At 68.8% G+C, this 23,851-nt stretch carries 21 protein-coding genes; 8 read left to right on the forward strand and 13 right to left on the reverse strand.

Annotated elements, in window-relative coordinates; translation table 11 throughout:
• Positions 1 to 33: 33 nt before the first annotated feature.
• Positions 34 to 1,653: a murein biosynthesis integral membrane protein MurJ gene (murJ, locus tag PIR02_05630; protein WZH38146.1), complete on the reverse strand. Its 1,620-nt coding sequence runs from the start codon at positions 1,651 to 1,653 to the stop codon at positions 34 to 36.
• Complete coding sequence (locus PIR02_05635) at positions 1,650 to 3,878, reverse strand: DUF6049 family protein (protein ID WZH38147.1); 2,229 nt, start codon at positions 3,876 to 3,878, stop codon at positions 1,650 to 1,652. Before PIR02_05635 ends, murJ begins: the two co-directional genes overlap by 4 nt.
• Before the next feature lie 100 nt (positions 3,879 to 3,978).
• Here PIR02_05635 and PIR02_05640 point away from each other — a divergent pair, with 100 nt between their 5' ends.
• Positions 3,979 to 5,493: a methyltransferase gene (locus PIR02_05640; GenBank protein ID WZH38148.1), complete on the forward strand. Its 1,515-nt coding sequence runs from the start codon at positions 3,979 to 3,981 to the stop codon at positions 5,491 to 5,493.
• Positions 5,494 to 5,534: 41 nt separating this feature from the next.
• Positions 5,535 to 6,962, forward strand: a complete 1,428-nt coding sequence (locus PIR02_05645) for a CCA tRNA nucleotidyltransferase (GenBank protein ID WZH38149.1) — start codon at positions 5,535 to 5,537, stop codon at positions 6,960 to 6,962.
• A gap of 282 nt (positions 6,963 to 7,244) precedes the next feature.
• Here the strand turns inward: PIR02_05645 and PIR02_05650 are convergent, their stop codons facing one another.
• Entirely contained in the window at positions 7,245 to 8,342 is a 1,098-nt protein-coding gene (locus PIR02_05650; GenBank protein WZH38150.1) for a hypothetical protein, read from the reverse strand.
• Positions 8,339 to 8,698: a PadR family transcriptional regulator gene (locus PIR02_05655; protein WZH38151.1), complete on the reverse strand. Its 360-nt coding sequence runs from the start codon at positions 8,696 to 8,698 to the stop codon at positions 8,339 to 8,341. The genes PIR02_05650 and PIR02_05655 overlap by 4 nt, the downstream gene beginning before the upstream one ends.
• 253 nt (positions 8,699 to 8,951) lie before the next feature.
• Here PIR02_05655 and PIR02_05660 point away from each other — a divergent pair, with 253 nt between their 5' ends.
• From PIR02_05660 to PIR02_05675, 4 genes are all read left to right on the forward strand, one after another.
• On the forward strand, positions 8,952 to 10,238 hold the full coding sequence (locus tag PIR02_05660) for a GAF domain-containing protein (protein ID WZH38152.1): 1,287 nt from the start codon (positions 8,952 to 8,954) through the stop codon (positions 10,236 to 10,238).
• A 60-nt stretch (positions 10,239 to 10,298) separates the two neighbouring features.
• Entirely contained in the window at positions 10,299 to 10,823 is a 525-nt protein-coding gene (locus PIR02_05665) for a hypothetical protein (protein WZH38153.1), read from the forward strand.
• A gap of 323 nt (positions 10,824 to 11,146) precedes the next feature.
• Positions 11,147 to 12,697, forward strand: a complete 1,551-nt coding sequence (locus PIR02_05670) for an aldehyde dehydrogenase (GenBank protein ID WZH38154.1) — start codon at positions 11,147 to 11,149, stop codon at positions 12,695 to 12,697.
• A 60-nt stretch (positions 12,698 to 12,757) separates the two neighbouring features.
• Positions 12,758 to 13,141 carry a DUF779 domain-containing protein gene (locus tag PIR02_05675; GenBank protein WZH38155.1) on the forward strand — a complete coding sequence of 128 codons (384 nt, stop codon included), beginning with the start codon at positions 12,758 to 12,760 and terminating at the stop codon, positions 13,139 to 13,141.
• Positions 13,142 to 13,143: 2 nt separating this feature from the next.
• Here the strand turns inward: PIR02_05675 and PIR02_05680 are convergent, their stop codons facing one another.
• The 9 genes from PIR02_05680 to PIR02_05720 all read right to left on the reverse strand — a co-directional run bounded on the left by PIR02_05680 (position 13,144) and on the right by PIR02_05720 (position 21,315).
• Positions 13,144 to 13,746, reverse strand: coding sequence for a response regulator transcription factor (locus tag PIR02_05680; GenBank protein ID WZH39083.1), 603 nt, complete (start codon positions 13,744 to 13,746; stop codon positions 13,144 to 13,146).
• Complete coding sequence (locus PIR02_05685) at positions 13,743 to 14,852, reverse strand: histidine kinase (protein ID WZH38156.1); 1,110 nt, start codon at positions 14,850 to 14,852, stop codon at positions 13,743 to 13,745. The genes PIR02_05680 and PIR02_05685 overlap by 4 nt, the downstream gene beginning before the upstream one ends.
• A 20-nt stretch (positions 14,853 to 14,872) precedes the next feature.
• Positions 14,873 to 15,670, reverse strand: a complete 798-nt coding sequence (locus PIR02_05690) for an ABC transporter permease (GenBank protein WZH38157.1) — start codon at positions 15,668 to 15,670, stop codon at positions 14,873 to 14,875.
• Positions 15,667 to 16,599, reverse strand: coding sequence for an ABC transporter ATP-binding protein (locus PIR02_05695; GenBank protein ID WZH38158.1), 933 nt, complete (start codon positions 16,597 to 16,599; stop codon positions 15,667 to 15,669). The genes PIR02_05690 and PIR02_05695 overlap by 4 nt, the downstream gene beginning before the upstream one ends.
• Positions 16,600 to 16,667: 68 nt before the next feature.
• The gene (locus tag PIR02_05700) at positions 16,668 to 17,639 is read right to left on the reverse strand and encodes a hypothetical protein (GenBank protein WZH38159.1); all 972 of its coding nucleotides are present in this window, start codon (positions 17,637 to 17,639) and stop codon (positions 16,668 to 16,670) included.
• Positions 17,636 to 18,451: a hypothetical protein gene (locus PIR02_05705; GenBank protein WZH38160.1), complete on the reverse strand. Its 816-nt coding sequence runs from the start codon at positions 18,449 to 18,451 to the stop codon at positions 17,636 to 17,638. The genes PIR02_05700 and PIR02_05705 overlap by 4 nt, the downstream gene beginning before the upstream one ends.
• 136 nt (positions 18,452 to 18,587) lie before the next feature.
• On the reverse strand, positions 18,588 to 18,995 hold the full coding sequence (locus PIR02_05710) for a hypothetical protein (protein ID WZH38161.1): 408 nt from the start codon (positions 18,993 to 18,995) through the stop codon (positions 18,588 to 18,590).
• Between the two features lie 83 nt (positions 18,996 to 19,078).
• Positions 19,079 to 20,968 (reverse strand): alpha/beta hydrolase, encoded by a 1,890-nt coding sequence (locus PIR02_05715; protein ID WZH38162.1) that lies wholly within the window; start codon positions 20,966 to 20,968, stop codon positions 19,079 to 19,081.
• Positions 20,965 to 21,315: a DUF6507 family protein gene (locus tag PIR02_05720; protein ID WZH38163.1), complete on the reverse strand. Its 351-nt coding sequence runs from the start codon at positions 21,313 to 21,315 to the stop codon at positions 20,965 to 20,967. The genes PIR02_05715 and PIR02_05720 overlap by 4 nt, the downstream gene beginning before the upstream one ends.
• 193 nt (positions 21,316 to 21,508) lie before the next feature.
• On the opposite strand from PIR02_05720, the gene PIR02_05725 reads away from it, so the two are divergent.
• Together PIR02_05725 and PIR02_05730 are read left to right on the forward strand one after the other, a co-directional pair.
• Entirely contained in the window at positions 21,509 to 22,450 is a 942-nt protein-coding gene (locus tag PIR02_05725; GenBank protein ID WZH38164.1) for an alpha-L-glutamate ligase, read from the forward strand.
• Positions 22,443 to 23,756, forward strand: coding sequence for a PLP-dependent transferase (locus PIR02_05730; protein WZH38165.1), 1,314 nt, complete (start codon positions 22,443 to 22,445; stop codon positions 23,754 to 23,756). The genes PIR02_05725 and PIR02_05730 overlap by 8 nt, the downstream gene beginning before the upstream one ends.
• Positions 23,757 to 23,851 lie beyond the last annotated feature (95 nt).

The following is a 23,851-nucleotide window of genomic DNA, read 5'->3' on the forward strand; positions in this document are numbered from 1 at the left end:
ATGCTAGCCGCGCGGTATTCCGCGGCCACAGGGCTAGCGCTTGGGGAGGAACCGTCGACCGAGCGCGAGCGCCGGAACGAGTTCGGGGGTTCGGAACAGGGCGAGGATGCCGAGATACACCGCGAGCACGACGCCGCCGACGAGTGCGGACCCGAGAACGCCGGTCAATCGGTCGGTGGACAGCCACCCTTCCGGTCCTCCGCACAGCAGGACGACGCCCCATCCCGCCGCTCCCGCGGGGATCCCGGCGAGCGCGAACCGGACGAGCGGGACGAGCCAGGAGCGGATGCCGATCCCACCCAACCGGCGGTTCAGGATCGCGGTCGCGATGATGACCTGCACGATGCTCGAGAGCGATTGGCCCAGGGCGACCGCGGCAGTGAGCTGCGTGATGGGGAGGAGTCCGGCACCCAGCGCCCACGCGGCCCCGAGCGCGGTGAGCACGACGAGGACGCCCTGCACGAGCGTGAAGAAGAACGGAGTGCGGGTGTCGTTGTAGGCGTAGAAGGTCCGCTGGATGACGAACAGCACCGCCAGGGGGAGCAGACACACGAGGAAGCAGAGGAGAACGGGTGCCGCGGACACCGCTTCGTCGGCGTCGTTGGTGAAGATCCGCGACGCCGGGACGGAAGCGGCGACGAGCGCGGCGGTGGCGGCGACGATGAAGAGCCCGAGCACGCGGATACTGCGCACGATGTCGTCACGCACGAGATCGTCACGTCCCGCCGTCGCATGCTCGCTGAGCTGTGTGAAGTACGGCGTCCCGATCGACAGCACGATCAGTGAGTAGGGCAGCATGAACACGAGCCAGGCGTTCTGGGAGGCGAGGACGGCGGGGCCGTTCCCGGATGCCTCGAACAGCACACGGCTCTGCACGATGCCGGCGAGCTGGCCGACGATCACCATGAGGAAGGTCCATCCCGCGAGGCGACCGATGTGGCGCAGGCCCACGCCGCGCCACTGGAAGTCGGGGCGCAGCTGCAGGCCGGCGCGGCGCCAGAAGACGAGCAGAACGACCGTCTGCAGCACGATGCCGCCCGTGGCGACACCGCCGAGCAGGCCGATCATCGCCGGCGTCCACTGCGAGACCGCGGTGTTCGGGCCGCCGAAGATCAGCAGGAAGACGCCGAACCCGACCAGGGAGACGACGTTGTTGACGATCGGAGCCCAGGTGTACGGTCCGAAGACCTTCCGCGCGTTGAGGATCTCACCGAGCAGGGCGTATAGACCGTAGAAGAAGATCTGCGGGAGGCACCAGTAGGCGAAGGCCGTGGCGAGCGCGATCTGGTCGGGGGCGGCCGTCGCGGGCGTGTACAGCGACACGATCCAGGGGGCGGCGATCATGGCCACGGCTGTGGCGATCAAGAGGATCACCGTGCCGAGGGTGAACAACTTCGAGATGAAGGCGCGACCCCCGTCGGAATGCGTCGCGGCCTTGACGATCTGGGGCACGATCACCGCGGTCAGGACACCCGTGGAGATGACCGCGTAGATGTTGTTCGGGAGCGAGTTGGCCAAGCCGAACGCATCACCCGCGTAGCTCTGGACGGATCCGACGATCGCGACGAGCACGACCTGACGCAGCAGACCGCTGAGTCGGGAGACGACGGTTCCGGCCCCGATGAGGACGCTGGCGCGACCGATACTGCTCACGGGCGGGACTCCTCGGGGGCGGGCTGTTCGTCGGAGGGCAGATCGACGGCATCGGGGTCGACGGCATCGGGGTCGGCGGGCGCACGCCCGTCGGCCGGTTCATCTGCATCCGGTGGTTGCGTGCCGGCCGGGTCTGCGTCGCCGGCGGCCATCCTCCGGCGACGGGCGAGGGTGCGGACGACACCGATACTCAGGAAGACGACCACCAGAGCGATGACGACGATGAGACCGATGCTCTCCCACTCGGCGCGCACCTCCACGTCGACCACCTGAGGAGCGCCCACGGGCTCGCCCGTGGGGCTGTAGAGCTGCAGGCCCACGCTGACCTCGCCGTTGGCGAGTCGTGCCTCGACGGGGACCTCGACGCGGGTGTTGGCCGAGGCCTGCGCTTCGACGGGGGTCCGATCCTGCACGCGCAGGCGCGCATCGTCGGGGCGGACGGCGAGCACCACGGAGATCGGCCAGGGGAGGTCATTGCGCACCCAGGGCCGCAGCGGGGCGCTCGAGCTGACGAGTCGGAAGTCCGACGACAGGATCCCGACCGCGTCGAGGGTGGTCTGCGTCGCCGCCCGGTGGTCGGAGACGGCCGTGCGGGCGGCATCCCCGGTCCAGGAGACGTTCAAGACCTGGAGCACCTCAGCGCGTTCGCGACCGGTCAGCAGCTCGGGCTCCTCGAGGATCGAGGCGAAGCGGTCGATGATCTGTTCGTCGGCGATGAGGTTCGTGACATCGTCGAGGCGGCTCCCATCGACCTGGGGGTCGACGAGGGAAATCTCGGATGTCGATTGGTCGGTGATCGATGCGAGCGTCGTGCTCGTGAATCCGGGGGCGCCGGTGAGGGCGCTCATCGTGGCCCGGAGGCTCCCGCGCGAGCGGTCGGTGCCGCGATCGAGGACGACGAGGACCGGACGGTCGGCGCTCGCGGCGCGCGCGAAGCTGAGGTAGCCGAGGGCGGCGGCGAGGTCGGAGCCCCGACGGGTGATGTCGTTCTCGCCCGCCGCGCGTGTGAGGGCGAGGGAGACCTCCGCGTCGTAGACCGGGGTCGACACTCCCCCGACGCTCGCGGTGGCCGGTACGGACCCACCCGCGCCCGCCACGCTGCTGGACGGCAGAAGGACGTGTGCCGGAGCGTCCGGTGTGCCGAGTGCGCCGAGCGTGGCGACCGTGTCGGCTCCTGCCGAGCCGGTGGCGGGCCAGAAGACCGACGACGTCGTGGCACCGATGTCGAGAAGGCTCGTGAGATCGGGAAGGGCGGGCTGACCCGGCGAGGCGGAAGGATCGGGTGTGGGGCTTGCGACGGCGGGAGGCTGGGTGAAGTCGCTCGCGGTCATGTACGACTGAAGAGACGTCGGGGTCAGCGGGTTCGTCAGGCCGACACGAAGCTGCGAAGCCAGATCGGCGTCACCGAACTGCAGCGCGAACCGGTCGTTCGGAAGCGCCAGCAGCCTCTGCAGCCACGCCACCGCGGTGGGGGGCGCCGATGAGCCGAGCACACGGATGGCCGCCGGGATCGCGGGATCGACGGCGAGTGTCGCTCGCGTCCCGTCCACGGCGTCGAGCTGAGCCGAGAGCGGACCGTCGACCGCGGTGAGGTCGGCGAGTTCGTTCGCCGACAGCAGCCCTCGGGTCAGTGGTGCCGCGGTGATCGGCACGACGAGCGCGAGGGGGGTGGGCGCCGCGCCGTCGGCGATGACGACGACGACGCTGGGGGCGGAGAGTCCGTCGTCCGTGCGTGCGAGGAGGGGGTACACACCGGCGGCACGCCCGGCCAGTGCGGCGTCGGTCGCGGGCACGCTGAACGTGACCGTCGATTGGGAGCCCGCGGGCGTGGCATCCAGGGTGCCGTTCGCGATCTGCTGGAGCGTGACTCCCGATGCATCGTTGTCGAGCCAGCGGGTGAGCGCCGCGTCGTCGGCGAGGGGTTGGGCACCGATCGACAGGGTCGCGCCGGCGGACGAAGCCGACGTGCTGCCCGGGTTCGCCCGTGTCGCGGTGGCCGTGAGGGCCTCTCCGGGACGCAGGATGCCGTTGGCCGCGGGCGCGGCGGACAGGACCGGGGTCGCGGGGGCAGGTGTGGACGACGGAGTCGGGGTCGGGGCGGCGAGGGCCGCAGCGGGGGCGGCGAGCCCGACGGCCAGCATGGTTGCCGCGAGGGTCGCCAGCAGCCGGCGCGTGAGGGGGCGCCGCGGCACGGGTGAGCCTGGAGGCTGGGAGGTCGTGGTCATACGAGCGTCAGTGGAACGAGGGGGCCTCGCACCGCGACGAGTCTAGAGCCGCACACCTCGGAGCCCCCCGATAGCCTCGCGGAGACGGTTGAATGGACCGGTGCTCCCCGAACCCGATCCGACGCTGTGCCGCCTTCTCGCCGACGATCTGCGGGCCGCGGAGTACGGCAGCGCCGCTCTCCGCACCGCATGGGGAGCGCAGGCCGACGACGCCATCGCGCGCGGTCTTCTCGAACCGGCGCTGCGCGCGCTCGGCGACCGCCGGGATCCGCTCGCGGTGCTCGGCCGGTTGTGGGGTCTCGGTCGACCCGTGTCGAGCGACGCGCTCGCGGAGGCGTTGCCGTCCACGGGAGTCGCGGGCGCCGTCGCCCTCGGGTTGGCGGTCGAGGCCGGTGACACCGTGACGCCGACTGTTCTCGTGCGGCCGCAGGCGATCGCCGATCCCGACGGCGACGACGAATGGTGGATCGCCAGCGATCTCGACGAGGCGGCCCTGGGCGGTCCGCTCCCCGAGGATCACGTGCTCGGTGTCGGCGGGGCATCGCAGACCCTCGCCCGTCTCCAGCTCACCTGGAGGGCGGGTACGGCTCTCGACATCGGCACGGGGTGTGGCATCCAGGCTCTTCGCCTGCGGAGGCTCGTTCCGCGCGTCGTCGCGACCGACATCTCGGAGCGCGCGTTGCGGTTCACCCGCTTGAACGCGCTGGTGAACGGTGTCGACGGGATCGAGACGCGGCTCGGTTCGCTCTTCGAGCCCGTCGCCGGGGAGACGTTCGACCGGGTGGCATCCAATCCGCCGTTCGTGATCACGCCGCGGATCGCCGGGGTTCCGGCGTACGAGTACCGCGACGGCGGTCTCGAGGGCGACGCGCTGGTGGCCTCGGTCATCTCCGGTGTCGGAGATCACCTGGAGCCGGGTGGCGTGGCGCAGTCGCTCGGGAACTGGGAGTACCGGGAGGGCGAGAGCGGACTCGATCGCGTGAAGGGGTGGGTGGACTCCGCCCTCGATGCCTGGGTGATCGAACGGGAGGTGCTCGATCCCCTCGCCTACGCCGAGCTGTGGGTGCGCGACGGGGGAACGCTGCCCGGAACACCGGCGTACGCCCGTTTGATCGACGCATGGCTCGACGACTTCGCGCAGCGCGGGGTCACCGCGGTCGGTTTCGGCTACGTCCTCCTCCGCCGTCCGCTGGCCGGAGCGCCCACTCTCGCGCGCTACGAGCGGATCGCGGGCGGAGGCGAAGACGCTTTCGGTCCGCACCTTGCCTCGTGCCTCGAGGAGCACGATCGTGCGGCTCTGCTCGACGACGACGGGGTGGCCGCGGCCACGCTCCGCGTCGCTCCCGATGTCACGGAGGCGCGCCACCACCGCCCGGGCGAGGAATCCCCGTCCGTGATCGAACTGCGTCAGGGCGGCGGATTCGCCCGCACCATCGAGGTCGACCCGGCTCTCGCGGCCCTCGTCGGGGCGTGCGACGGCGACCTCGCCGTGGGTCCCCTCGTCGGGGCGGTCGCTCAGCTCTTGGACGTGGATGCCGACGAGTTGCGCGCGGATCTTCTGCCCCGCGTGCGTGAGCTCATCGTGACGGGCTTCCTCCACTTCGTCGACGGCTGAACGCAAGGGGCCTGTCGGCGGCCCCGGATAGGCTCGATCCCATGCTGAACATGGCCGAGGGTCTCGCGCGCCTCGAAGAGCTCGCCGCGCATCCCGTGGTCGCCACTCTGGCCCGCGTGTTCGCCGATGCGGGCCGCGATCTGGCGATCGTGGGCGGCCCGGTGCGCGATGCGCTGCTCGGGCGCCTCACCCACGACTTCGACTTCACCACCGATGCCCGCCCCGACGAGATCCTGGCGCTCGTGAAGCCCGTGTCGTCTGTGCAATGGGATGTCGGCCGCGCGTTCGGCACCATCGGTGCGCGGGTGAAGGGCGAACAGGTCGAGATCACGACGTATCGTGCCGACAGCTACGACGGCGTCACGCGCAAGCCCAGCGTGGAGTTCGGCGACACCCTCGAGGCCGATCTCACGCGACGCGACTTCACCGTCAACGCCATGGCCCTTCGCGTCCCCGCACGTACCCTCGTCGACCCCACCGGCGGTGTCGAAGATCTCATCGCAGGTCGCCTGCGCACCCCGATCGACCCGGCCGTGAGTTTCGGCGACGACCCGCTGCGGATGCTCCGCGGAGCGCGGTTCTCGTCGCAGCTCGAGTTCGGGATCGATCCCGACACGCTCGACGCGATGGCCGCGCTCCGCGAAACCCTGCAGATCGTCAGCCCAGAGCGGATCCAGAGCGAGCTCGTGCGGCTGCTGCAGACCGATGACCCGGTGCGTGGCATCCGGGTCATCGTCGAGACGCGCCTGATCGACGAGTTCCTCCCCGAGGTTCCCGCGCTGCGGCTCGAGGTCGATGAGCACCACCACCATAAAGACGTCTACGAGCACTCCCTCACGGTGCTGCGGCAGGCGATCGCGCTCGAGAAGCAGCGGAATCCGGATGCCGCCCCCGACGTGCCCCTCCGTTTGGCGGCGCTGCTGCACGACATCGGCAAGCCCGCGACCCGGCGTCTCGAACCCGGTGGCGGCGTCACCTTCCACCACCACGACATCAAGGGCGCGCGGATGGCGCGTAAGCGCCTGCAGGCCCTCCGCTTCGACGCGGCGACCACGACCGTCGTCGCCCGTCTGATCGAGCTGCACCTGCGGTTCTTCGGCTATGCCGAGGGCGCGTGGACGGATGCCGCAGTGCGGCGCTACGTCCGCGATGCCGGCGACGAGCTCGAGCGTCTGCACATCCTCACGCGGGCCGATGTGACCACCCGCAACAAGCGCAAGGCTCAGCGCCTGGCATCCGCCTACGACGACATCGAATCCCGTATCGCCTCGCTGCGTGAGCAGGAGGAGATCGACGCGATCCGTCCCGAGCTCGACGGCAACCGCATCCAGGAGGTGCTGGGGGTGAAGCCGGGACGAGAGGTCGGTGAGGCGTACCGCTTCCTGCTCGACCTGCGGCTCGACGAGGGCGTCGTCGGTGAAGAAGAGGCCGAGCGGCGACTGCGGGAGTGGTGGGCCGCTCGCAGCTGAGCCTGGCAGAGGCGCGGAGCGGGTCGGGGCAGCGGACCGTCGTGCGGAGTTCCTGAGGGACTCGCCGTTCTCGCGGCGCTCGGCTCGGCGTGTCGAGGCTGAACTCCGCTCGACGGCGGGAGGCGAGCGCCAGGAACGGCGAACGGGGCGTGATCCGAGCGGCCCCCATCCGCCGAATCACGCCCCGAGTTGTGGATGCCTAGTCCTCGTCGTCGCGAGCCTGCTCCAGGGCGGCGACCACCAGATGGGTGAGGTCGATGCTCACGATGCGTGGCTGCTCGGTCACGGGGTCACCGCCGTCTCGGTCGGGCTCGGCGTCGGCGGCGCGGCCCCCGGAGTCGCCTCGGTGGTCGGAGCCGAGGTGGGGATCGCGCCGGTCGGAACAGGCTGAACGCGCAGGAAGGGGAACGTCGGCGCCGTGGCCTTCGCGACGTCGTCCGCCGAATCCCAGCTCATGACGCCCGCTGGGATCTCGCGCAGCGGGTAGATGTTCCAGGCGTCGGCGGCACCGGGTGCTGTGTAGGGCACGGGCACGGGACCTCCCCCGCCGTAGAAGTAGTTGTCGAAGGGGGCCTCGCCGTTCGCGTTGCCGACGGTCGTGAGCGCGGTGCCGTTCTGATCGAACAGCTGCACCGTCGGGATCGCATTGCCGTCGGCGTCGAACGCATAGATGTTGCGGACGCGCTCGCCGTCGAGGGAGAGCCCCGACATGTAGGGCGCGGCCATGCCGGAGCTCGATTGATCCCACACCAGGGACTGCAGGCTGCTACCGATCGCCGCGAGCGTGAAGGGGGTGAGCACCAGCGTCACGACGGTGACCGCGGTGCGGATGCCGCGCACGATCGCGTTGGGCGCCCATCGCCCGCGGCCCCACTGCACGCTCAGCAACAGCAGAGCCGCCAGGAGCACGATTCCGGGGAACTGCACCGCACCGATCAGGTAGGCGACGGCGCCGGACGTGGAGCCGTAGCCCGACCAGAAGAGCGGCGCGATGAAGAGGTACAGCACCACGGCGCGGAGGATCCACCAGATCGGACGGAGGGAGGCCGCCAGGTCGAGCAGCCACTCCCCGGCCGGGTTACGTCGGATCTGCGCGTCGACGGACGTCCGCAGATCAGCGAGGCGCTGGCGGATCGGCTTGCGCGTCGCCGTGGTGATGTCGCCGCGCTCCGGGAGTCCCGCGGCCGCGCGCAGCTCGGCGGCGTAGGTCGTGGCATCCGGGATCGCGAAGGCGTCTCCGGCCTCGGCGGCCTGGTCGGAGAGGTCGGCCTCGAGCCCATCGAGGAGGTCGTCGACCTCGTCGACGGGCAGGTCATCGAGGTGCGTGCGGACCGCGGCGGCGAAGGCGCGGATGTCGTCGCGAACGGGCGTGGTGATCATCGGGCATCTCCGATCGTGCGCAGCTTGGTGGTCGTGGTCTTGTCATCGAGGAGGGTCGTCATGGCGGAGGAGAACTGGGCCCAGCTGGCGCGCTGCGCGTCGAGGAGTTCCCGGCCTTGAGGGTTGATCGCGTAGTACTTGCGGTGCGGTCCCCCATCGCTCGGCACGACGTAGCTCGACAGGGCTCCCGCGGAATAGAGTCGCCGCAGCGTGCCGTACACCGATGCGTCCCCGACCTCGCCGAGCCCTGCCTCGCGCAGTCGCCGAACGATGTCGTACCCGTATCCGTCGTCATGCTGGACGACCGCGAGGACCGCGGCATCCAGCACACCCTTCAATAACTGCGTCGTATCCATACGCGCCCCCTTCGCTTCTCTGCCTCGGACAGTACCACGCACTGCGTAGTAGTGTGGGGTGCGTAATGAGTCGTGTCGCTTCGATGATGTCGTCCGGCGCTGCCGTCGCGCGGACCTCGGGCACACCCGCGGCGGCGACAGGGCCTCGTGACGGCGCGTCGCGCGGGAAGTCCGCGTGACGGTACACCCCTCCCGTCGGAACGCCGCCCGACCTACACTGGGACCCTCCTCCGTCACCGCCGATGGGAGTGCCGTGCCGTCTCCGTGGTCGCGACCGCCGATCTCCCCCGAATCCTCGGGGTTGCTGATCGCGCGCGCCCACGAAGAACTGATCGCCGGCAACGAGGACCGGCGGCTGGACGACGTGCGCCCGCTCGTGAAGGAGTCCTGGCGGCGATCACTCGCCTCGTTCGTCGGACCGGAGGGGCTCCCCTCGCTCGACCTCGCCAGCGACGAACTCGAGGCGTATCGCCGCGCGCACCCGCTGGCCGGGGTCATGGACATGGTCCGCGCGCTCCTGTTGCCCGGGACGGCCGAGGAGTCGGGAGTCGTCGTGGCGGTCGGCGACGCGGCGGGGCGCTTGCTGTGGGTCGAGGGCGACCGTCACATCCGCAGCCTGACCGGTGACATGGGGTTCGTCGCGGGGGCCAACTGGGCGGAGGATGCCGTGGGCACCTCGGCCCCGGGAACAGCCCTGACCTTGGATCGCTCGGTGCAGATCCGCGGCGCGGAGCACTTCAACCGGCTCGTGCAGCCGTGGTCGTGCACCGCGGCGCCCGTCCACGACCCCGAGTCGCGACGGCTGTTGGGCGTGATCGACGTCACGGGAGGTCCCGAGGCCGTCACCCCGCAGGCGCAGCTGCTCGTGGATGCCACGGCGCGGGCGATCGAGAGCGAGATCCTCGTCGCGCGGCTCCGTGCGCAGCAGGCGCCGCCGTCGAAGCGGTCGGCATCGTCGCGCGCGCTGCTGAGGATTCTCGGTCGTGACCGGGCGCTCCTCGGGGCGGGTGGCTCGACGGTGGAGCTCAGCGCGCGTCACGCCGAGATCCTGCTCCTGCTCGCCGTGCACCGAGAGGGGATGTCCGCCGAGGCGTTGAGCGAGGCCGTCTACGGTCATGCCGCCGTCGAGACGTTGCGACCGGAGATGGTGCGTCTGCGCCGGGCGCTCGTTCCTGTCGCGCCGCGCCTGGTTCCGGCATCCCGCCCGTATCGACTTCCCGAAGACCTCGAGACCGACGCGCAGCACGTGCTGTCGCTCCTCGATCGCGGAGCACATCGGGTGGCGCTCGCGGCCTATCCGGGTCCGGTGCTGCCGGAATCGGATGCGCCGGGGGTCGCCGAGGTCAGAGAGTCAGTGCGGTCGGCGCTACGCGAAGCACTGATCGCCGAGGCCGGCGTCGACGTGCTGCTCGCCTACGCGGACACGGCGGACGGGCGCGATGACGAGGAGGTTCTCCGGCTGTGCCTGGGAATGCTCCCGGCTCGATCGCCGAAGCGCGCGGGTCTGGTGGCACGGCTGGAGCGGCTCGAGCGAGACTGAGCGGGAAGGGCGACGCGCCGCGGGGTGCCCGATGTCGGAGGCCCTCGTTACGCTGAACAGATGGACGAAAAAGCGCTCGACATCTTCTCGGCAGCTCGCGCCCGTCGCGACGTGGGGCGCATCCGCGAGGCACTCGCCGAGGTCAAGGCCGGCGACGTCGCCCGGGTGATCGTCCGCTCTCCCCGTTACGGTCTGTACGCGATCGAGGGCACGGTGCGGATCGGCGTCGGTGGGCAGCCCCTCGTCGGCGACATCATCCTGGGCACGAGCTCCGAGATCCAGCGGATCGACGTGGGCATCGAGCCTCCCGAGCCCGCCCTCACGGCCGACGTCGTCGACCCCTCGACCCTCCCCCACGGCACGCCTGTCCGCGTGACGTTCGCGACTCCGACGAACCACACGTTCGCGCTCACGGGTCCGATCACAGCGGGCAACGACCGGTTCCTCCTCGTCGGCAGCTGGATCGTCGCCGACGACCGCACGATCGCCCCGCGGGTCATCAGCATCGAGCGCCTCGACGACGTCGACCTGCACGAGGTGAACGTCCCGCCGCTGCGGTCGGTGCTGGCTGACGCCGACGTGTAGTCGCTCGCGACGCAGAACGGATGCCACGGCCTTGAGGTCGTGGCATCCGTCGTTGCTGCGCGCGTGCCGGTAGGGCGTCGGTGGGCCGCGCGGGTGCCGGTGGGGCGCGGGTGGGCCGCGCCCGGACGCCCGTCGGCCGAGGACGTACTCGTTTGCCGAGGACGCACCCGTTCGGTCCCAATCTCATGCGGTCTCGGCGAATGAGTGCTTCCTCGCCGCCCGCTCGGGCCGCGTGCAACCCGATGCAACCTCCCCCGGCGTACCGTCGGCGCATCGCCGCCCGAAGCCGACGCGGCGACTCATGACCGTCGAAGGAGACACGCATGACCATCGTCGAAGAAGGCGTCTCGAGCGTCTACGCCGCCCCCGGCACCCGAGGATCCGTCGCCGAGTACCGTTCGCGGTACGGCCACTACATCGGTGGCGAGTGGGTCGAACCCCACAGTGGCGAGTACTTCGAGAACATCACTCCCGTCACCGGCAAGCCCTTCTGCGAGGTCGGCCGAGGTGACGCGCACGACATCGACAGAGCAGTGGATGCCGCGTGGAAGGCGTTCGCGAGCTGGAAGAAGACCACGCCCGCCGAGCGCAGCGTCATCCTGAACAGAATCGCCGACCGCATCGAGGAGAACCTCGAGAAGATCGCCGTCGCCGAGACGTGGGAGAACGGCAAGCCCGTGCGTGAGACGCTCGCGGCCGACATCCCCCTCACCGTCGACCACTTCCGTTACTTCGCCGGGGTGCTGCGGGCGCAGGAGGGTTCGCTCAGCCAGCTCGATGAGAACACCGTGGCGTACCACTTCAACGAGCCGCTCGGGGTGGTGGGACAGATCATCCCGTGGAACTTCCCCATTCTCATGGCGGCATGGAAGCTCGCCCCGGCCCTCGCCGCGGGAAACTGTGTCGTGATCAAGCCGGCCGAGCAGACCCCGGCATCGCTGCTGTTCCTGTTCGACATCATCGGCGACCTGCTGCCGGCCGGCGTCGTGAACATCGTGAACGGCTTCGGCATCGAGGCGGGGGCGCCCCTCGCGCAGCACAAGCGCATCCGCAAGATCGCCTTCACCGGTGAGACCACAACCGGGCGCCTGATCATGCAGTACGCCTCGCAGAACCTCATCCCCGTGACCCTCGAGCTCGGCGGCAAGAGCCCGAACGTCTTCTTCGAGGACGTGGCCCTCCGCAGCGACGACGCGTACTACGACAAGGCTCTCGAGGGCTTCACGATGTTCGCGCTCAACCAGGGCGAGGTGTGCACGTGTCCCTCGCGCTCGCTGATCCAGCGGTCGATCTACGACCAGTTCCTCGGCGACGGGCTCGAGCGCGTGAAGAAGGTGCGTCAGGGCAACCCGCTCGACCCCGAGACGATGATCGGCGCACAGGCCTCGAACGACCAGCTCGAGAAGATCCTGTCGTACATCGACATCGGCAAGCAGGGCGGCGCGAAGCTGCTCACGGGAGGCGAGCGGGTCGACCTCGGCGGAGATCTCTCGGGCGGGTACTACGTCGCGCCGACGGTGTTCGAGGGCACGAACGACATGCGCATCTTCCAGGAGGAGATCTTCGGTCCCGTGCTGTCGGTGACGTCGTTCGACGACTTCGACGATGCCATCTCGATCGCCAATGACACGCTCTATGGCCTCGGTGCGGGCGTCTGGAGCCGCAGCGGCGACACCGCGTACCGCGCGGGCCGGGCGATCGAGGCGGGTCGCGTCTGGACGAACACGTACCACCAGTACCCCGCGCACGCGGCGTTCGGTGGCTACAAGCAGTCCGGGATCGGCCGCGAGAACCACCTCAAGATGCTCGACCACTACCAGCAGACGAAGAACCTCCTGGTGTCGTACGCCGAGGGGGCGATGGGCTTCTTCTGAGTCCCGACCTGGCCCCCGGGTGCTCCCGGGGGCCTTCCCCTGTGTCGAAGGAGAGAACGGATGCCAGAACTCTCACGCGTGGACGTGACGGATGCCGCGGCCGCGCTGCTGCGTGACCTGACGGCGAAGCACGGGCCGCTGATGTTCCACCAGTCCGGCGGCTGCTGCGACGGCAGTTCGCCGATGTGCTACCCCGTGGGGATGTTCCTCACCGGCCCGAGCGACGTGTTGTTGGGCACCATCGACATCGGGCTGGATGACCCGATCGAGGTCTACATGTCGGAGTCGCAGTTCGAGTATTGGAAGTTCACGCACTTGACGATCGACGTCGTGCCTGGTCGTGGTGCGGGCTTCTCGGTCGAGGGTCCGACGGGGATGCGGTTCCTCATCCGGTCGCGGATGCTGACCGAGGAGGAGGGCGTGGCGTTCGGGGTGCGCGCCTAGCGCTACAGCCACCCCCGCTCCACCGCCACCCGCACGGCATCCGCCCGATTCCGCCCGCCGGTCTTGCCGATCGCGCTCGACAGATGATTCTTCACCGTGCCCTCCGAGAGGTGGACCGTGCGCGCGATGTCGGCGATCGAGCCGCCGTCGCGCGCTGCCGCGAGCACGTCGGTCTCCCTCTCCGTCAAAGGGGAGTCACCCTGGGCGAGCGACTCGACCGCGAGCGCCGGATCCACGACTCGGAGACCCTGAGATACCCGCCGCACCGCATCCGCCAGCTCCGCCGCGGGGGTGTCCTTCACGACGAACCCCGAGGCACCGGCCTGCATGGCACGGGCCAGGTAGCCGGGGCGTCCGAAGGTCGTGACCATGAGGGCGCGGCATCCGGGAACCTCGGAGCGCAGCAGGGCCGCGGCGATGCCGTCGATGCCGGGCATCTCGATGTCGAGCAGGGCGACGTCGGCCTGGGAGGCGCGGGCGGCCTCGACCACTTCGTCGCCGCGGCCGACCTGGGCCACGACGTCGATGTCGTGCTCGAGACCGAGCAGGGCGGCCAGGGCGCCGCGCACGAGCGCCTGATCGTCGGCAATCAGTAAGCGGATCACCATGTCACCTTCACATTGAACCCCCCGAGGTCGCTCCGACCCATGAGCAACCGGGCACCGGAGGTCTCGACGCGCTCGCGAAGCCCGGTCAGACCCGAACCCGTGGATGCCGCCGCCGAAGGGCCGCAGCCGTCGTCCGCCACCTCCACCGAGCGCGCGCCGAGACGCACACGGCAGGACTGCGCGCCCGCGTGACGGATCACGTTGGTCACGGCCTCGCGCACCACCCAGCCGGCGAGCTCACGGCGATCGGCGGGCACTTGCTCGGTCGCTCCGGGGAGGTCGGCGGAGACGCCGGCGCTCTCCAGCGCCGCGCGAGCGGCCGCGAGCTCTCCGCTGATGCTCACCCCGCGATACCCGTGGACCGTCGTCCGGACGTCGGAGAGGGCGCCCCGTGCCAGCTGCTCGATCTGCGTGATCTCGTCGCGTGCGGCGGGGGAACCGGCATCCATCAGTCGTCCCGCGAGCTCCGCCTTCACGGTGATCACCGTGAGCGAGTGGCCGAGGATGTCGTGCACATCCCGCGCCACGCGGCTGCGCTCGCGCTCCGCGGCCAGGTCGGCGATCTGCGCCTGCGCGGCACGCAGACGTTCGAGCGTCGAGATGTTCTCGATGAAACTGAACATCATGATCGAGATCGACACGATCACCGCGGAGTTCAGGACGCTCGTGAACGGGTCGGCGCCGCTCATCTCGCCGAAGACGAACGACGCCACGCTCAGCCCGAGAACGACGGTCATCATGCGGTAATAACCCACACGGGCGACGGCGACCGCGACGCCGACGAAGGTCCACAGCCAGCGGACGTCGGAGCCCAGCCACGGCAGCAGCGTCAGGCTGAGCACGAGCAGGATGCCGGCGGGAGCGAGACGGGCGATGACCGACGGCTGACGACGGACGAAAGGAACGGATGCCAGGAACACCGCCGAGAAGACCACCACGATGGCCGTGCCGGTGACGTGGGCGGCGAGGCTCGGCTCTTCCCAGAGGGTCACGAGGGTGGGGAACGTCCAGATCAGCGACAGCGAGGATCCGAAAAGCCACCCTCGCTGAAACCGGGACCGGCCCGCAGCGACAGTGCCCTGCGAGCCGGTTCCTTCGGTCATGTCGTTCACCCTAGATCGGCTCACGAACGTCGCGTGTCGCGACGGAAGAAGAACACCGTTCCCGCGACGAACACCGCGAGCCACACCACCGCGTTGATGAGGGCGCCGAGGTCGAAGGCATCCCCTGTCAGCGGCGACCGCGCGAGTTCGCCGATGCCGTAGACGGGCGTGAGCTTGCCCAGCACCTGGAGGAAGTCGGGCATCGACGACAGGGGGAAGAACAGCCCGCCGAGGAAGGACAGCAGCACGACCGCGAGGCTCGTGATCTGCGCGGCGTTCTCGCCGGGAACCATGTAGCCGACCATGAGGCCGAGGGTCGTGAACACGGCGCTGGCCAGGAGCCAGGCCGCGAGACCGGTCACGATCCACTGCACGGGGGCGAGGGTGACACCGGCCAGAGCCGCGACGGCATATGTGGCGATGACCGCGAGGAGGCCGAACATCATGCCCGCCATCATCTTGACGACCACGTTCGCCACGGGGTTGAGCGGCGTGAGACGCAACTGGCGACTCCAGCCCTGCGCGCGCTCGACGGCGACCGACGCCCCGGTCTGGGTCGCCGACATCATGGTTCCGTACATCGCCATCGAGACCATGATGTACGCGGCCACCGACACGCCACCGGATGCCAGCGGGGTATCGGTCAGCGGGACGTCCAGCGTCTGGAACCCGACGATGAAGAACATCAGCACCGGGAAGGCGACGGTGAAGAGGATGCTTCGCGGGTTGCGGAGCTTGCGCACCAGCTCGATGCGCAGGTAGGTCAGCGTGAAGCCACCGAACGCGGGAACGGGGCGGTCGAGGGAGATGGCGGTCATCGGACTGCTCCGTTCAGGGCGGGGGCGTCGGTATCGGCGGTCAGGGTGAGGAAGACGCTCTCGAGGTTCTGCGCCGTGATCTCCACGTCGCGGGCGTCAGTCGTGGTGAGGAGGTGGCGGGCCAGCGCATCGGAGTCGCTCGTGCGGATCGCGACGCGCTCGCCCGCGGCCTCGACGGAATCGACGCCGGGGAGCGCCGCGAGCGCCGCGATGTCGGCATCCGGAAGCGTCGCGTGCACCACGCGTCCCGACACGAGGTTCTTGATCTCGGCCGTCGAGCCGTCGGCGACGATCTCTCCTCCGCGCATGAGGACGATCCGGTCCGCGTACTCGTCGGCTTCGTCGAGGTAGTGGGTCGCGAACATCACCGTGCGGCCGCGCGCGGCATCCGCCCGGATCGCGTTCCAGAACGAGCGGCGGGCCTCGACGTCCATGCCGGTCGTCGGCTCGTCGAGGATCAGCAGGGCCGGGTCGCTCACGAGCGCCATCGCGAAGCGGAGCCTCTGCTGCTCACCGCCGGAGCAGAGCCCGACGCGGCGGCTCGCCAGATTCCGGATGCCGGCCCGCTCGAGCGCCTCGTCGACGGGACGCTTCTCGGCGAACAGGCTCGCCGTGAGCTCGACGGTCTCGCGGACGGTGAGGTCTTTCAAGAGGCCTCCTGTCTGGAGGACGGCGGAGACGAGTCCCCGCGCGACCGCGCCGCGGGGCGTGTGGCCGAGGACCTGGATGGATCCGGCATCGGGCGTGGTCAGGCCGAGGATCATGTCGATCGTCGTGGTCTTGCCGGCGCCGTTCGGGCCGAGGAACGCCACGATCTCGCCGGGGTGGATCGAAAGGTCTATACCGCGAACGGCATGCACCGAGCCGAAGCTCTTGACGACGCCCCGCGCGTCGATCGCGGCGGGGTTCGGAACGGAAGAGGAGGTCATGTCTTCATGCTGGCGGGCACGCGACCGACCGACCTCAGACTCCCGTCACGATGTGGGGGTGACGTTCGTCATGGGTGGCGACCGTCGTGCTCCGTCGAAGAGGTGACGAGGTCGAAGGTGCCCGCGCCGTCGAACGTGAGACCGGTGGCGACGCGGCGGAAATCGGCGCTGTCACCGACCTGACCGGTATGGATGAATGCGCCGACGAAGCGATAGTAGATCTGCCCGAACTCGTCGCGGTAGTGCGCGAACACCAGTCGTGTGTCGCCCGAGCCGGTCCCCTCGGGGAGAGGGGCGGGGACTCTGCCGAGTGTCATCTCGGCCTGGGGCCGCTGGACGATCAGTTCGCCGTCGTCGAGGAGGGCGTTGAACCAGTCGCTGTTCGGATACAGCTTCGGGAACCACACCTGGACGGTCTTCGACAGACGCATCATTCCCGAGTAGTGCCCGCGAAGGTCTTTACCGAAGAGGCGTCCGACATCGATGTGGCGGCGGAATCGCGCATCATCCCGGATGCCGATCCCCCCACGCGCGATCCACTGATCGACGTCGTAGGTGCGGCCGAACCGGAACGGCACGAACGTGCCCGCGTCGATCTGTTGCTGCTTGAGCTCGCGGAGTTCCTCGATCAGCTCATCGATGCGGCGCCGGGCATCGTCGAGCGTGTTGATGTGCTTCATCTCCCACCGCCAGAAGCGGACGTTGGCGTCGTCGATCACACGGCGTTCCCGGAGCCGATCTGCCGGGACCTGACCGATGTGGCCGAGCTCATCGATCTCGATCGCGTAGCGGAACTGCGGGAAGTACAGGTCGAGCAGCGCGATTCGACCCTTCGCGGGGTCCGGAACGAGCTGTTGCGTCGCCCACTCGATCTCGGGGTCGTCGAGACCGTGGACGATGCGGCTGATCGCCCACACCTCGAACTTCTTGTGGACGATCTTCTGCAGGCGGAGGGCCTGCCATTCGAGCTCGGCGTCGACCGTGGGGGTGACGCCGAGCTTCTCGGCATCCGTCGGGCCTCCGCCGTCGATCGCGCTCATGAGGCCACCGGCCGGATGTCGTAGCCGAGAACGGTGCGGAAGTGGTCGATCATCGCGAGGTGGGCGGCTCCCCCGCTGGTGGAGCCGAAACCGAGTCTCCACCCGGTGCGCAGCTTCTCTCCCTCGAGCGTGATCACTCCGTCGTCGCCGTGTGACGCGAGCCAGCGTTCGCCCTTGCGCCGTTCTGCCGGCTTCTGACCGGGGTGGACGACCTGCTGCAGCAGGAGGCGCGGATTGAATTGGCCTCCCGCGGCGAGCGGCTCGATGACCGGTCGGACCACGTTCCCGAAGGCGTCGTCGAACGCGGCGCGGGTCGTGATCTCGGGGTGTTCGCGCAGCCACTTCGCGCCCGCCAGAGCGAGCACATCCCACTTGCCGAGCTTCTCGGGGGCGTCGCCCCAGGTGAACTTGGTGCGGTCGACGACGTTGGTGTGGAAGGTGGCGTCGGCGGCCTCTTGCCGCGCGCGGGCACCCTCATCCGACTGGACGACCGAGTAGACGCGTTTGATGGATGCCAAGACCGCATCGCGGACCTCGGGCTTCAGGTCGTTGAACGCCGTCATCGCGTTCTGCCGGTCGAGTGCGACGCCGTGGACGTAGGTGAGGAAGTCGCGGTCGGATGCCGAGAGCGCGGGCTTCGCGAGGAGTTCGATGATCTCCCGCGTCGTGAGGGAGGCCTGGATGTCGAGCGCGATCTGCGTGTCTTCGAATCGCCGACGACGGTGGTCACCGACGAATTGGAAGACGGTCAGGAGGCCCAGCGCGAGGGTCGTGACGACGCCGAACGCGAAGTCGAGTAGTTCAATGTCCACCGTTTCATCCAATGGGATGCCGGCGTGCCGACGTGGTCGGTAGCTGTTCGGATTCGTTCGGATTCGGGGACCGACGGGTCTTCGGGGGGGCTACGGCGTGGGTGATGGGGCGCGGTAGTCGTCGTTCGCGCTGGAGTTACGGCCACGGCCGCGGTGTCGGGGTCTGATCGTAGAAGTCATATGGGTTCCCTGGAACGCAAGGACCGCCGACGCTGATCGCATATGTCGGGGCGGTGCTGAACGAGATCGCGTTCACCGGTCCGCCCTCTCCGAAGACTCGGGGTACCGGGTCGGTGACGATGCGGGACTTGATCCCCAGAGTTCCCCAATAGTCGGCGACGCGTTGCGCGTCTGCCAAGGGATCGGGGCCCAAGGTCGTCGTGTAGGCGCCGTGCCCGAAGGTCACGCCACTCTGGCCATTTAGGACGCATTCCTGAGGGATCGTCAGTCCTTTGCGGTCGGGCACCCAATTGGTCGCACCGGATGCGAGCATGGTGCCTTCCAGAATCTCAACGGCCTGCTGCTGAGCCTCTTGCGGCCTCATGAATTCCTCCTTGGTCGTGGCGCAGCTCGCGAGGCCTCCCGCGAGGACGATCGCCGTGGCCGCGGCGAGGAGCCCACGGGCGATCACAAGCTGAATCCGGGTGTGTTGACGATGCTTTCCCAACCCTGTTGGAGCGCGGTCTCGCTCTTCGGTATTGCAGGAGTGAGTCCTTGTTGACCGCCCGTAGCGAGAGCAGTATTCAAGAGTGACTCCGTTCCCAGGTCGAGGTATCCCCATCCCTCTCCGGGTGCGACGAGAACGTTGTGGTCGGTCACAGGGTGCATTCCGTTGTCTCCATCCGTCCCGAAGGTCTGCGCTCCGAAAGAATCCGCGCTCGGGTCGATTGGATGGTCGGGGCTCGTTCGGCCCACCCACGCCCACTGGTCCCCGCGACCGTCTTCCACAAATGGGATCATGTTGCGCGCCTGCCCCGCATAGATCGCGTCTGCGTTGATCTCTGACGCCGACTCGATGGAGGCGGGTAGGCCGGCCGAGCCAAGCGCGACGTACGCATCCACTCTCGGCGTCTCCGGAAGAGTTAGCGCGATCGAGGCGGTCGTCGTGCCGTAGGAATGCCCGACGACACTCAACCTGGGGTCATCGGTACGAGTGGCGGTGAATCCCAACAAGGCACGGCTGAGATTGTGCGCGCCAGCCTCTGCGTACTCATTGCCCATGACCTCGATGCCGCCTTCGCTAAGAGGCACGGGCGGTGTCTTATAGCCCATCCACGCCACTACCGCTTGATTGTGAGCGGCCGCGGCGTGGGATTGTTCGTCTGAGATGTTCTGCGCAGCCCGGGTCCAACCCGTCATGTCGCGAGATGTGTTGCCCATCCCGGGTACCGCGTAGGTGATTGTGGACGCCTGATCGAGGTCACCGATCGAGATTGCCGCGAGCGGAGGGCGGTCGTCGGTCAGCATGATGAGCTGCCGATCGGGAGCTTCTGATGGAGAGTCCAGGGCTCGCTGGATGTTCGACAGATTGTCCAGACGCTCCCTCAGGTGCTTCAACCGCGCCTCTTTCCCGCCTCCTACGCCGTATTCAGGGCCCCAGGCTGGATCCGCACGGTTCACCTCGGCCTCGATGGCAGTACGTGCCTCATCGATCTCGTGAGTCAATGTCGTGCGATTGGCGAGGTCACGGGACTTGTACGCGACGCCTTCGAGGTTGCCGATGATGAGCGACGCTCCGGTGATCAGTGCGGCCGCGTGAGAGGCATCCACATTCCGCCACCACGCGGCGACGTCTTGCGGGGCCGGGGGGTGATCGCGCAGCATTGCCAACCAATCAGGATGCTCCGCCACCGTTCGAGCCATCTCGTCCGCCCCCAGGGTGGCGAGCCGGTGAAGGATGCTCATCGAGATTCGCGAACGGAAGATCTCGCTCTGCTGGACCCATGTGGGCGACAGATATCGCGGAGCCGCCCGGGCCCACATCACCGGTGAGGCACGCTCCACATCGCCGATCCGGCCCAGATCCTGCTCGCACTCATCGAGGGCGGCGCGCAGTGAGCGCCGCAGACTCTCGCAGCGCTCTTTGAGCTCGTCGTTCTGGGAGAAGCCGTACGGTCCCCACCCCGCCAGCGGGTCGTCCGTGTCGTCGGCCGCTTCGTCCGATGCCCGGTAGGCGAGCACGGTGGACCGATGTGCGGCGATGTCGTCGATCAATCGAGTGCGGGTCCAGTCGAGGGTGCTCAGGTTCTCGGCCAGCGTCCGGAGGGCTGTGGATGCCGCTGCCGATGCGTCGTCGAAGTCGCTCGCCGCCACGGAGGCGGGGTGCAGGCCCGTGACCACCGAGGCCGTGTCGGGGGTATCGAAGACATCGGGCAGGGTGCTCCACCTCGTGGTGGCGTCATCGACGCGTTGTCGTACGGTCAGAGCGGCCGACGCCATCGTGTCGGCGGCGGCGACGAGCGCGGTGGGATCGGCCGGAAGCTCCGGTACCTCGGCGGGATCGATGAGGGCGCTCAAAAGGCCACCGCCCCGAAACCACGCCTCGTCACGGGAAGGGTCCCCTGCGCGACAACGTTCGTCTGCACGGCCATCTCGTCGTCGCCGGTGACGAAGGCGATCGTGGCATCCTGCAGCCTTCGCGCCGCCTCGCCGGCGTAGGCAGCGATGCCGGGGCCGCTCTGCCTGCGTGGCGAGAACACGGCCTCGAGGGCCCGGAGCACTCCGGACGCATCCGCGCGGAGCGCAGCCGCTGCGTCGTCGGCGGCAGTGAGGGTCTGGGTCACCGCTGCGATGACGTCGTCGAAGCACGCGGCCACATCGGACATGACGGCCGCCACGCCGGTGGCATCCACGGAGTAACGCATCCGGCAAACCTAGGCAGGCCGCGGGGCTGACGAACGGCTGGTGTGGATAACCCCGGGGCGCTTTCATCCGAGGGTTCACCCACGACTGTCTGGGCGGGCATCTCGCGCGTGCGGAGGGGGCCCGCGGGTGGCCCGGTGTCGCAGCGTGACAGTGACGGACGAACATGTCGGACCGTCGGGTTACCCTGGCGGCATGTCGGGCAGTGTGTATGTGATCCATGACAATCCCTCGTGGTTGCCGCCGTTCCGGGCGGCCTTCGAGGCTGAGGGGGTCCCCCTTGAAGAGTGGCTGCTGACCGAGGGCGAGATCGATCTCTCGACGGAGCCGCCGGAGGGCATCTTCTGGTCACGGCTGAGCGCGTCGGCGCACACACGGGATCGCGCGCACAGCAAGGACTACGGCCGTGCCGTGCTCCGCTGGCTCGCGTCGTGGGGTCGCACGGTGATCAACGGTGCTGACGTTCTCGAGCTCGAGGTGAGCAAGGTCGCGCAGCACGTGGCTCTGCAGCACGCGGGCATCGAGGTGGCACGCACCGTCGCGGTGCTCGGAACCGAGGGGATCGTCGAGCGCGCGGCCGACTTCGGTGCCCCCTTCATCAGCAAGCACAACCAGGGCGGTAAGGGCCTCGGTGTGAGGCGCTGGGACTCGGTCGAGGAGTTCGCGGCGTGGATCGAAAGTCCCGAGTTCGAGCCGTCGCCCGACGGCATCACGCTGCTCCAAGAACTGCTCGTCGCGAAGGCGCCGTTCATCACCCGCGCGGAGTTCGTCGCCGGCGCGCTCGTGTACGCCGTCCGCGTCGACACCAGCGCCGGCAGTTTCGAGCTGTGCCCGGCCGAGGCCTGCGCCGTCCCGGGCGCCGACGGGGTCGAGCCCGAACCGATGTTCCGTCGCCGCGACGACGTCGATCCGGAGCTGATCGACCGGTACCTGGCGTTCCTGGCCGCGGAAGGGATCGGTGTCGCCGGTATCGAGTTCATCGAGACGCGCGACGGCCGCACGGTCACCTACGACGTGAACACCAACACGAACTACAACCCCGACGTCGAGGCGACCGCACCCCGCTCGGGACCGAGGGAGATCGCGCGCTGGCTCGGGTCGCTCCTTCCTCAGGAAGCGGTGCGCAGCCGTGGCTGAGGTGGCGGCTCCCCACTCCGAGTGGGACGGCTTCGGTTTCCAGACGCGGCAGGTGCACGCGGGGGAGGTCGAAGACCTCACGCACGGCTCGCGCATCACGCCGGTGCATCTGTCGGCCGCGTACCGCTTCGCGTCGTTCCGTGAGGCGAAGGATCGGTTCGCCGGTGCCGACCTAGGCCATCTCTACTCGCGCAATCTGAATCCCACGAACCAAGTGGCAGAGCGACGTCTGGCCTCCCTCGAAGGAGGCTCGGGGGCGATCGTCGTCGGATCGGGTCAGGCAGCCATCACCATCGCGCTGCTGGCCTTGGCGGGCACCGGCGAGCACATCGTGTCGACCGCGAGCATCTACAGCGGAACGCGTGTGCTCTTCGACCGCACCTTCGCTCGCCTGGGCGTCACGGTCGAGTACGTGTGGAACCCCGACGATGAGGCGGAGTGGGACGCCCTCATCCGCCCCGAGACGAAGGCGATCTTCACAGAGACGCTGCCCAACCCGAAGAACGACGTCGTCGACATCGATGCCGTCTCCCGGGTGGCGCGGCGTCACGGACTGCCGCTCGTCGTGGACAACACCATCGCCACGCCGTTCCTCATCCGCCCGATCGAGCACGGTGCCGACATCGTGGTGCACTCCGCGACCAAGTTCCTCTCCGGTCACGGCGCGAACCTCGCCGGGGCCGTCGTCGACGGGGGAACGTTCGACTGGGTGGCATCCGCCCGTCCGTACCCCGCCCTCACCGAGACGCCGATCGCCGAGAGCGCGTCATTCATCGACGCGTTCGGACCGCGCGCCTTCGAGTTCTCACTGCGGTTCGGTATCGCGAACGACACCGGACCCGCACTCTCTCCCCTGAACGGCTTCCTGCTGCAGCAGGGGATGGAAACGCTGTCGGTGCGCATGCGCCAGCACCTCGCCACCGCGCGCACGATCGCCTTCTGGCTCGACGACCACGACGCGGTCGAGAGCGTCGACTATGCGGGTCTGCCCTCGCACCCCCAGCACGCCCTCGCGGTCCGCGATTACGGCGGACTGTCGGGTTCGGTGTTCTCGTTCACCGTGCGAGGCGGCAGCGCCGGCGCCGAGCTGTTCTTCGATGCCCTCCGCCTCTTCAGTCGCATGACGAACATCGGCGACACGCGGTCGATGGCCCTTCACCCCGCGACGACGACCCACCTCGGTTTCTCGCAGGAGACCCGTGATCGCCTCGGCATCGGCGACGGCCTCATCCGTCTCTCGATCGGACTCGAGGATGCCGATGACCTCATCGCCGACCTCGACCAGGCGCTGCGCGCGGTGGTCTGACGCTCGCGAGGGTGGGGGTATCCCGGTGAGTGTCCAAAACACCCGGACTGTTTTTGAAACCGTCCGGGTGTTTTGGACACTCGACGCTCGGACGG

The organism is Microbacterium enclense (genome assembly GCA_038182865.1).
GTDB lineage: Bacteria > Actinomycetota > Actinomycetes > Actinomycetales > Microbacteriaceae > Microbacterium > Microbacterium enclense_B.

Coding starts and splice junctions, on each gene's coding strand:
- PIR02_05700 (WZH38159.1), bottom strand. CDS start 17,639: ATGAGCGCGATCGACGGCGGAGGCCCGACGGATGCCGAGAAGCTCGGC.
- PIR02_05635 (WZH38147.1), bottom strand. CDS start 3,878: ATGACCACGACCTCCCAGCCTCCAGGCTCACCCGTGCCGCGGCGCCCC.
- PIR02_05710 (WZH38161.1), bottom strand. CDS start 18,995: ATGAGGCCGCAAGAGGCTCAGCAGCAGGCCGTTGAGATTCTGGAAGGC.
- PIR02_05725 (WZH38164.1), top strand. CDS start 21,509: ATGTCGGGCAGTGTGTATGTGATCCATGACAATCCCTCGTGGTTGCCG.
- PIR02_05645 (WZH38149.1), top strand. CDS start 5,535: ATGCTGAACATGGCCGAGGGTCTCGCGCGCCTCGAAGAGCTCGCCGCG.
- PIR02_05650 (WZH38150.1), bottom strand. CDS start 8,342: ATGATCACCACGCCCGTTCGCGACGACATCCGCGCCTTCGCCGCCGCG.
- PIR02_05695 (WZH38158.1), bottom strand. CDS start 16,599: ATGACCTCCTCTTCCGTTCCGAACCCCGCCGCGATCGACGCGCGGGGC.
- PIR02_05675 (WZH38155.1), top strand. CDS start 12,758: ATGCCAGAACTCTCACGCGTGGACGTGACGGATGCCGCGGCCGCGCTG.
- PIR02_05685 (WZH38156.1), bottom strand. CDS start 14,852: ATGACCGAAGGAACCGGCTCGCAGGGCACTGTCGCTGCGGGCCGGTCC.
- PIR02_05665 (WZH38153.1), top strand. CDS start 10,299: ATGGACGAAAAAGCGCTCGACATCTTCTCGGCAGCTCGCGCCCGTCGC.
- PIR02_05720 (WZH38163.1), bottom strand. CDS start 21,315: ATGCGTTACTCCGTGGATGCCACCGGCGTGGCGGCCGTCATGTCCGAT.
- PIR02_05670 (WZH38154.1), top strand. CDS start 11,147: ATGACCATCGTCGAAGAAGGCGTCTCGAGCGTCTACGCCGCCCCCGGC.
- PIR02_05690 (WZH38157.1), bottom strand. CDS start 15,670: ATGACCGCCATCTCCCTCGACCGCCCCGTTCCCGCGTTCGGTGGCTTC.
- PIR02_05655 (WZH38151.1), bottom strand. CDS start 8,698: ATGGATACGACGCAGTTATTGAAGGGTGTGCTGGATGCCGCGGTCCTC.